Origin of the sequence: Pedobacter kyonggii (assembly GCF_004310665.1) — a bacterium.
Lineage (GTDB): Bacteria > Bacteroidota > Bacteroidia > Sphingobacteriales > Sphingobacteriaceae > Pedobacter > Pedobacter kyonggii.
This window is the reverse complement of record NZ_SIXF01000057.1, coordinates 1-8,814: the sequence shown is the minus strand read 5'-3', so window position 1 is coordinate 8,814 and position 8,814 is coordinate 1. Positions and strand designations below refer to the sequence as shown.

General features: G+C 40.9%; 10 protein-coding genes. 7 read left to right on the top strand and 3 right to left on the bottom strand.

All coding sequences use genetic code 11. The features are described from left to right. The 3 genes from EYS08_RS25365 to EYS08_RS25355 all read left to right on the top strand — a co-directional run. On the top strand, positions 1–238 hold a 238-nt coding region (locus EYS08_RS25365; RefSeq protein WP_317130093.1), incomplete at its 5' end, for a group II intron maturase-specific domain-containing protein. A gap of 264 nt (positions 239–502) precedes the next feature. Next, the gene (gene ltrA, locus EYS08_RS25360; protein ID WP_208745953.1) at positions 503–2,086 is read left to right on the top strand and encodes a group II intron reverse transcriptase/maturase; all 1,584 of its coding nucleotides are present in this window, start codon (positions 503–505) and stop codon (positions 2,084–2,086) included. Between the two features lie 231 nt (positions 2,087–2,317). Further along, positions 2,318–2,977 carry a Rossmann-fold NAD(P)-binding domain-containing protein gene (locus tag EYS08_RS25355; protein ID WP_244216045.1) on the top strand — a complete coding sequence of 220 codons (660 nt, stop codon included), beginning with the start codon at positions 2,318–2,320 and terminating at the stop codon, positions 2,975–2,977. A 175-nt stretch (positions 2,978–3,152) separates the two neighbouring features. Here the strand turns inward: EYS08_RS25355 and EYS08_RS25350 are convergent, their stop codons facing one another. Next, a complete protein-coding gene (locus tag EYS08_RS25350; protein ID WP_131032681.1) occupies positions 3,153–3,914 on the bottom strand; it encodes a M57 family metalloprotease in 762 nt (253 codons plus the stop codon). Positions 3,915–4,120: 206 nt separating this feature from the next. Between EYS08_RS25350 and EYS08_RS25345 the strand changes: the two genes are divergently transcribed. Both EYS08_RS25345 and EYS08_RS25340 read left to right on the top strand, forming a co-directional pair. Then, a complete protein-coding gene (locus EYS08_RS25345) occupies positions 4,121–4,540 on the top strand; it encodes a hypothetical protein (protein ID WP_131032680.1) in 420 nt (139 codons plus the stop codon). A gap of 139 nt (positions 4,541–4,679) precedes the next feature. Further along, a complete protein-coding gene (locus EYS08_RS25340; protein ID WP_131032679.1) occupies positions 4,680–5,204 on the top strand; it encodes a DinB family protein in 525 nt (174 codons plus the stop codon). A gap of 90 nt (positions 5,205–5,294) precedes the next feature. Here EYS08_RS25340 and EYS08_RS25335 read toward each other — a convergent pair whose 3' ends face one another. Together EYS08_RS25335 and EYS08_RS25330 are read right to left on the bottom strand one after the other, a co-directional pair. Next, positions 5,295–5,474 carry a hypothetical protein gene (locus tag EYS08_RS25335; protein ID WP_057931837.1) on the bottom strand — a complete coding sequence of 60 codons (180 nt, stop codon included), beginning with the start codon at positions 5,472–5,474 and terminating at the stop codon, positions 5,295–5,297. A 215-nt stretch (positions 5,475–5,689) separates the two neighbouring features. Further along, positions 5,690–6,391, bottom strand: a complete 702-nt coding sequence (locus tag EYS08_RS25330) for an SAM-dependent methyltransferase (protein WP_029274984.1) — start codon at positions 6,389–6,391, stop codon at positions 5,690–5,692. Between the two features lie 278 nt (positions 6,392–6,669). Here EYS08_RS25330 and EYS08_RS25325 point away from each other — a divergent pair, with 278 nt between their 5' ends. Together EYS08_RS25325 and EYS08_RS25320 are read left to right on the top strand one after the other, a co-directional pair. Continuing rightward, positions 6,670–8,313, top strand: a complete 1,644-nt coding sequence (locus tag EYS08_RS25325; RefSeq protein ID WP_131032678.1) for a DUF6600 domain-containing protein — start codon at positions 6,670–6,672, stop codon at positions 8,311–8,313. Positions 8,314–8,574: 261 nt separating this feature from the next. Beyond that, the coding region (locus EYS08_RS25320; RefSeq protein WP_131032645.1) for a transposase DNA-binding-containing protein at positions 8,575–8,814 on the top strand (240 nt) is incomplete at its 3' end.

Sequence of the window (8,814 nt, the reverse complement as noted above, 5' to 3'; positions counted from 1 at the left end):
GGTAAGGGGGTGGATCAACTACTACAGTAAATTTTACAAAACGAAATTAAAAAGCTTTATGAGAGAAATTAATCTAAGAATTGTCAAATGGGCACGGAGCAAGTACCTGAAAGTCCGACCGACAGTGTTAAAAGGATTGAGATGGCTGCGAGCCATTAGTGACAAACAACCCAATTTATTCACCCACTGGACATTCGGCGTACTTCCAACGGTTGAGGATAGGAGCCGGATGAGGTGAGAGTCTCACGTCCGTATCTGTGAGAACTTCAGCGTTGAAACACCTGGATTTACTCGTTGAGTGGCACGAATGCTAGTTGTGAAACAAGCAATGCTGTGTTAAAGATGAGGGCAGTACCCTCGGCTCGACATGCAGGTGTCGAAGCCAAACTGCCACTAAGTTGCTGTGGTAAAGAGCTACGGTGGCGAGCGTTAGTGGAAAAGGCATCGTAAGAGATGTCAGGTAAGTGTTGAGAAGACGAGCGAAAGCGAACTGATCGATGAGGTGTCGAAAGGATTGGACGATGTCAGAACCGGGGTTCAATATCTACCCGGGATAAGTAAGGAAGTTACCTGTTTACTGGCCTTATGGCATCCGGCATATAGACAGCGTGATCTTAACATAGGCTTTAATGCGGAACGTGCGAACCTGTCGTTGCGATGCCAAGGGAAAACCTCAAGCCGGAGTGCCAGCAAGAGGGAAAGTACTGATGGGCTTCAGGGGGGCGGAACTCCTCGTAGTACTGACGAAGCCTCTGTAATGGGGGTGGAGGGAAGGGGGAGTATTATTCAAGTTTTAGAAAACATAGAAGGAAACTGCCTAACGGCAGGATGTACAGAAATGAAGAAAACAAAACCATTTACAATTGGAAAACTAGAAGTAATGAATGCTTATTTAAAGGTAAAAGCCAACAAAGGAAGCGGAGGCGTGGATCAGATGAGTTTACAAAACTTTGAGCTAGACAAAGCCAATCAGCTGTATAAGCTCTGGAACCAGATGAGTTCTGGCAGCTACATGCCCTGTGCGGTCAAGTTGGTAGAAATCCCGAAGAAAGGTGGCGGTAAAAGGCCACTGGGTATTCCTACTATAGTAGACCGAGTAGGTCAAACCTTAGTAAAAGACCTGTTGGAAAAGGACCTGGACAAGATCTTCCATGAAGATAGCTACGGTTACCGTCCAAACAAATCAGCCCATCAGGCAATCGAGCAAGCCCGTAAGCGTTGCTGGAAGTTTGACTGGGTGATAGACATGTACATCCGTGGCTACTTTGACAACATCCCGCACGATCTGCTGATGAAAGCAGTACGGAAACACACAGATGTAAAATGGGTGCTGTTATACATTGAAAGATGGTTAGTAGCTCCATTGCAACTGGAGGATGGAACCATAGTGGCAAGAACCAAAGGCGTTCCGCAAGGATCGGTAATCGGACCACTACTGGCTAACCTCTACCTGCATTACGTGATGGACTTATGGCTAAGCAGGAACCATCCTGACTGCCCGTTCGAACGTTACGCAGATGATAGTGTGATCCATTGCGCAAGTAGGCCAAAGGCTGAAAGGGTACTGCAATTATTGGGAGAAAGAATGCAGGAGTGTGGATTGGAAATGCATCCTGAGAAAACGAAGATCGTGTACTGCAAGGACAGCAACAGAAGAAGGAAGTTTGAACCATACGGCGAGTTTGACTTTCTTGGCCATACATTCAGGCCAAGACAAGCCCAGCACATTGGCCGTAAGGAAACTTTCAGCAACTGGCTGCCCGCAGTAAGCAGGAAATCGAAACAGTCTATGACTGAGAAGATGAAAAGCTGGACGATACTAAGGGCATCAGATGTACAGATCGAAGACATAGCAAAAGCTATTAACCCTGTTTTGAGAGGCTGGATCAATTACTATGGTAAGTTTTACCGAACAGAATTAAAGGACTTTATGCAAAATGTAAATCGAATGATTGCCCGCTGGGCACGTCGCAAGTACAAGAAGCTCCGAACGAGCTTACTAAAAGCCATCATGTGGCTAAAGGGAATATCAGTTAGACAACCATCATTATTCCCACACTGGGAGTTAGGTTCAAAACCGCATTAAGAAATGGGAACTAACAGAGAAATCCAAGTCCAACCTTCGCACGCGGGATGCTTGACACGAAGTCAATGGTTGGATAATAAGAGCCGTATGAAGGGAGACCTTCACGTACGGATCTATGAGAATCTCAGGCTGAAATGCCTGGGTTTACTTAACAACGTTTAGTAGCTATAAAAAGAGGCTGTACCGCTAATGGACTAACAATTTCCATTCGGTTCAGTCTTTTTTATTTTTATGAAAGAAATGTATCCAATTTTATTGTTCCCAAACAAAGACTACCTTACAACCGTTTTATTTAAAAGTATCGAATTCATGGGGAAAACAAGAGATCAGAATAATGTAATCATAACCGGTGCTACTGGAATGGTTGGCGAAGGGGTGTTAATGCAATGCCTAAACAGCTCTGAAATTGATGCTGTTTTAGTGATTAACCGCAAGCCATGTGGTTATAGCCATCCAAAGCTTAAGGAGATCATCCATCCCGATTTTTTCGATTTTTCCAAGATTGAAAATCAGCTTTCGGGTTACAATGCCTGTTTTTTTTGTTTGGGGATTACTTCGGTAGGCGTTGATAGTGATATTTATTACAAAATGACCTATACGCTAACCATGCATGTGGCCGAAACGTTAAGCAAGCTGAACGATGGGATGACTTTTTGTTATGTTTCTGGAGGTGGAACCAATGCGAACGGCCGGTTGAAATGGGCGCAGGTAAAGGGTAAAACAGAGCATGATTTAATGAGATTACCTTTTGGGCAGGTGTTTAATTTTCGACCGGGTTTTATTAAGCCACTGCCAGGACAAAAATATGCCCATAAATTTTATAAATATATCAATTGGTTATTTCCTATTGGAAGAGCAGTTTATTCAAGTGGGTTTTGCACTATGGCCTAACTAGGCAATGCCATGATTAATACTTTAGGCCATAATGGCGAGCGGGTGATTTTAGAAGGAAAAGACATTATTGCCTTATCAAAAGAATAAGCCCAGGACTATAAAAGTTCCTGAGCTTATTAATCCTCAGCTGATTAAGGACTTAGTTTAGGTTTGCTTGATTGTTTTTAAAGTTTTAATACAAGGCTGCGACAGCATTTTTATCTTTTGTTGATAACACTGTAGCACCCGAATTACATTGACCTCCGTTCATAAGCGATAAAGCATCAGTTCCTGTAACACCAGGAACATTTGTTGCGGTTGATTCGCCTCTGGATGACCAATTTGTATGACGCAAGGAAATATTATGACCAAATTCATGGCATATTGTTCTTGCACGTTGCGCAAAAGAATTGCCTGCAATATAACTTTTATTGATTCTAACCAAAGCACCTGCACTTCCGCCAGATGGGAATTGTCCTGAGCCACAAACACCATTTCCTAAATTTTCATCTTTGATCAGGATGTCATAAGGTGCTGTAGTTACAGTGCTGAAGCGCAGTGTAGAATTTGGAACAGCATTCCATTGCGCAATTGCACTGTTGATCTCGCTGCTCATAGAAGTCATAGATGCATCTACAAAAATTCTAATGTTTAGCTTTTTGGTGCTGTTTACAATGCTTCCGGTATAATACTGTTCAGTTTTAGCTCCGGCGCCATTAGCCGGGATTTCCATGTTTTTAGGGAATGTAATATCTTCTTCTACGATAAATTCATTTCCATTATCAACAATGCTCGATTCAGGGAACCCAAGATCTTTAATGTACTGTAAAACCTTATCGGCATTTTTTACAATTTCCTGTGGTTCTGTTGTTGATGATTCCTGGTTTTTTTTACATGATGCAAATACTACTGCAACCATCGCAATAATAGTGATCTGTTTTAGGTTTGTTTTCATGAAGTTTAAGTTAGTTAGTCCTTAATAGCTGATAAACAAATGTAACAGAACTTGTTACATTAATTTTAGGCACCTACATAATTTTACACTAAAACTTAAGGAGTATGAGTTGTAATGGTTTAAATTAGTATTTGTATTTTAAAATTTACACCAACTGTCTATTTTTTTATAGCTATATTTTAGCTTGATTGATTTGCCAATCAAAAATGAGGTTTAAGAAAGTGCCACTGTCTAGCCGGAAAAAACATACTCCGGTTAATTCTTCTTACCTTGCCAAATTATGGCCAAAAAAGCCCAAATTTTATAATATGCAAAATGAGAGTATAGCCTTACAGGCGAAAGTATTTTTATACCATTTAAACAATGCCAACAATGAAAATGGTTTTCGGGCCAAAGAATCATGGAAGTTTAGCCAGGTAAGTGAGCAGGGGAAGGCCGATATAGAGCACGATTTTTTTCCTACGGTTTCTGTTCAGGTAGACCCAAAAAAGATACATGATTTTGCAGCAAGCGTATTGTTGCAGCTTAAAGAACAACCTAAAATTAATGTGCCAGATCTTAATGTTAGTATCCAAACCGGATCAGAATATTTTATCGCTTTTTCACCTGACAGGATGATTAGGTAAGAGGGAAAATGCATAATGGGAAATGTAAACTGAAATGAAGAAAACACTTTATTTTAAAAATATTTTTATGTTGATTTTTACACTGCCATAGGGTTGTCAGTGGCCTGTGTTTTCTTTGTGTAACTAAAACAAAAAAGACATGGTACAGGAACAATTATTCGCAGAAACAACGGAAGAAACTTCCCTTGTGTATTTAATGAAAAATTATGCAAACTATAATTTCTGGGCAAATTTAACCTTGGTAAATTGGTTAAAAAATCATCCAGAAGAATTATTGGAGCAGGAAGTATTATCGAGTTTTAAAAGTGTAAAGTTAACGCTCGCCCATATTTTACAGGCACAGGAGTATTGGTATTCAATCCTCACTAAAACCGAATTCGAATTCCGCGAATATGGAAGTTTGAATGATATTTTTGATGCGCTGTTGAAACAGTCTGAGAACTTAGCCGTTTATATTACTGCAATCAGTGAAGATAGATTTAATCAGAAAACAGAGATTCAAAGTCCCTGGTTTACCTCCGACTTTCAGAATTTTGAATATGTGTTACATGTTTTTAACCACAGCTCCTACCATCGTGGCCAGATCATTACCATTTGTCATAATTTAGGAATAACAGGTGCTCCTATGACGGATTATAATTTCTATAATGTAATGGCAAAATAAGGTGCCATTAGTTAATAATGGCTTGTCGGAAAATCGTATTCAATACGGATTTTCCAACAAGCCGTTTTGGTATATTAATCTACCTTAATATTATTTTTTATTGTCGTATTTTCTTTGATTGTCTTTGTTGGAAGTTTGATCTGACCGTTGACCGCCTCCATTGGTTATTCCCTGGATTTTTTTATCCGTTTTAACATCGTGGTTAGCCCTGTCAGCTATTGAACTGCCCTGAACTGTCGGATTGTTTTTTGGTGTGCTCGTATTTTTCATAACTCAAAGATTTAGTGAATAAATTGCAGCGCGCTGTAATAACAACCAATGTGGGATTGGATATGTTTTGATTTTTTGAAATTCTAATATTTCTCATGGGGTAGTCCGTCATTCCCAACTTGATTGGGAATCGTAATGCAATAAGCTTTAAGATTAGCTTCGCTGAGCACTTTGTGGTTCCCTCCTTCGAGGGAATGACACTCGACTAAGGAAGCCTAGTACAATAAAAATATAGTAGGCTGTTTATGAAGATCTATTTCCTCTTTGCGCCAATTATAAACACTTTGAGTTTTAATAAATTCATCTTCTGCAGTAAGGTTGCTGGCTACACAAACCTGCGTATTGGGCTTGCAGCTTTTCAGCACTTCTTCAAAAAGTTGGTTATTGCGGAAAGGTGTTTCGATGAATATCTGTGTTTGTTTGTAACGGCTTGCCGATAAATCTAAATCTTTGATCCGTTTGGTGCGCTGTTCTTTATCGATCGGTAAATAACCCCAAAAGGCAAAACTCTGTCCGTTAAAACCCGAGGCCATTAATGCCAGTAAAATCGAGCTTGGTCCTACTAATGGTACCACTTTAATGCCGCGTTTATGTGCTTCGGCAACAATATCAGCACCAGGATCGGCAATGCCCGGACAACCGGCTTCGCTCATTAAGCCTACATCTTTTCCAGCAGCAAGCTCAACAAAAAACTGACCTAAATCTGTCCGGTTATGTTTGCCATAATCATGCACGATTAAATCTTTCTGTGGCGTTTTTAAGCCTGCCTCTTTTAAAAAGCGACGGGCTGTTTTACTATTTTCTACAATGTAGGTATCAATCTGGTTAATGGTATCAACCAAATAAGGGGTAAAAGTTTTGTGTGCTACCTCTTCAGCCAATGGTACGGGAATAAGGTATAAAGTGCCTTTTTGCATGCTACAAAAATACTCACAATAAATAGAATTTAAGTTCTAAAGTTTGTGGTACTGGCAATATAATCTCTTTTGTAAGTAAAGGTGTAGCAAATTTTATTTCTAACTGACTTATTTTCTGCACAATTAAACTTAGCTTAAAACGTTAAATATTAGTTAAATATGCCTTGTAGGGCAATATTTGGAGGAAAACGCAGAAACTATGCGTGCATATTAAACCTTCTACATTTTTGGTTCTCTAATTGATACACACACATTAGGTTATTAAAATAAACACACAAATGAAAACACTGAAATCTACGGCACTTGTGCTGGGGCTCTTTGCGCTCCTTGCCGGAACCACAACCCTTGTCAGGGCACAAGACTACCAAAATGATTACCAGGACGATGGTTACAGTACCGGTAATGTTTCTTTACAGACTTTTTATGATGAACTTTCGCCTTATGGCACCTGGATACAAGACCCTCAATATGGATATGTTTGGCGTCCGGATGTAGATCAAAGCGAATTTCGTCCATATTATACAAACGGACGTTGGGCCATGACCGAATACGGTAATACCTGGGTTTCCAATTACGATTGGGGTTGGGCACCTTTCCACTATGGCCGTTGGGTAATTAACAGTTACAGGCAATGGATCTGGTTACCTGATACCAATTGGGGACCAGCCTGGGTAGACTGGAGAAGCGGTGATGGTTATTACGGATGGGCTCCAATGGCACCAAGTATTAGTATTAACCTAAGTTTTGGCCGCCGTTACGTAGTACCAGAATTTTGCTGGAACTTTATTCCACAACGCAATATTTATATTAATACTTTCCCAAGATATGATTACGGACGTAACAATGTATATATCCGCAATACCACCATCATCAATAATACTTATGTTTATAACAGAAGAACTTATTATGGTGGTCCAAGGGTTGAAGATATTAGACGTGCAACCAACAGGGATGTGACTGTTTATAGATATTCGCAAGGCTCTAGACCAGGAGCAAGCAGGATTAATAGCAGGGAAGTATCTATTTATAGGCCGAGACCAGAGCGTAATGCTGATAACCGTAGTGCGGCTCCAAGAAAATTTGAGCAAGGCAATGCTGGCATTAGCAGAGGTGGAAGGAACGAAGGTTATACCAATCGCGATCAAAGAGGTGGTAATAATAATAATGGCAATAACCGTTTTGGATCGAGAGGAGATAACCGTACCGGGCAACCTGATAGGAACAACGGGACTATAAGCAGAGATAATAATAATCAGCCTAATAACAGAGGCGAAGTTTATAAGAGAGATGCTAATGGACGTGTTAGCCGTGGTAATACCAATGGTGTAGACGGAAGAAATGGACAGGAAAACGTAAACCGTGGTCAGGATCAGCAACGTTTAGATCAGATGAGACAGCAACGTACACAGCGCGCTGCTCAAACACAGCAACGTGGTCAGGCAGACCAACAACAACGTGCGGCTCAAATGGAGCAACAAAGGGCGCAGCGTAACGAGCAATTTCAGCAACAGCGTACGCAACGTGATGTTCAGGTACAGCAACAACGTAATGAGCAGATGCAACAGCAACGTGCGCAACAAGCCCAGGCCCAACAACAGGAAAGGACTCAACGAGATGCGCAGATGCAACAGCAAAGAAATGAGCAAATGCAACAACAACGTGCGCAACAGGCTCAGGCTCAACAACAAGAAAGAGCTCAACGTAATGAGCAGATGCAGCAGCAACGTGCACAACAAGCTCAACAACAACAGCAGGAACGTGCACAGCGCGATGCCCAGGCTCAACAGCAAAGAGCACAGCAGCAACAAATGCAACAAAGACAAGAACAAAGAAGAACAGAAGCACCACAACAACAGCAACAAAGAGGTGGTGAAAGAAGCGGCTCTGAAGGAGGAAGACCATCAAGAGGTGGTAGAGGATAGATTGATGAGTCCCGATGAAAATCGGGACTTTTTTATTTATTAACCTTAGCAATTCATAGGCATTATTCTAAGGTGTGCTTAGGTGCCTAAGGTGGTGGTAATAACGTGGAAAAACTGTTTTAGCATAATATCTGGTTTTTAACCCATCTCATTTGTTGACCACCTGAGCCACCTTAGTACATCCAAGTTTTATAAGTGCGATCGTCATTCCCGCGCAGGCCTATCGTGTGGACACATCTTTTTATTTACTTTGCACTTGATATGCGTCGAGAATTTACAGATTTAGGGGATCACCGTTTACTTTTAAGAGGGAATAAGATTTTAAATGATCTTTTTAGCCGGAGTGTTCATTCGATACGCCAACTTACAGATGATGATGCATCCGCAAAAGGCTTCTACCGTTTTCTCCTGAATGAACGGATAAGCGAGAATGAACTCTTGTCCAACCTTATTGGGAACTGTAAAGCAGCCTGTTCAGGCAGATATGTTATCTGCTTTCAG

What these genes read in the sequence shown, in the direction of transcription:
- EYS08_RS25330 (WP_029274984.1), bottom strand. Translation starts at nt 6,391, where the DNA reads ATGCAAAAAGGCACTTTATACCTTATTCCCGTACCATTGGCTGAAGAG.
- EYS08_RS25350 (WP_131032681.1), bottom strand. Translation starts at nt 3,914, where the DNA reads ATGAAAACAAACCTAAAACAGATCACTATTATTGCGATGGTTGCAGTA.
- EYS08_RS25355 (WP_244216045.1), top strand. Translation starts at nt 2,318, where the DNA reads ATGAAAGAAATGTATCCAATTTTATTGTTCCCAAACAAAGACTACCTT.
- EYS08_RS25335 (WP_057931837.1), bottom strand. Translation starts at nt 5,474, where the DNA reads ATGAAAAATACGAGCACACCAAAAAACAATCCGACAGTTCAGGGCAGT.
- EYS08_RS25340 (WP_131032679.1), top strand. Translation starts at nt 4,680, where the DNA reads ATGGTACAGGAACAATTATTCGCAGAAACAACGGAAGAAACTTCCCTT.
- EYS08_RS25345 (WP_131032680.1), top strand. Translation starts at nt 4,121, where the DNA reads ATGAGGTTTAAGAAAGTGCCACTGTCTAGCCGGAAAAAACATACTCCG.
- EYS08_RS25325 (WP_131032678.1), top strand. Translation starts at nt 6,670, where the DNA reads ATGAAAACACTGAAATCTACGGCACTTGTGCTGGGGCTCTTTGCGCTC.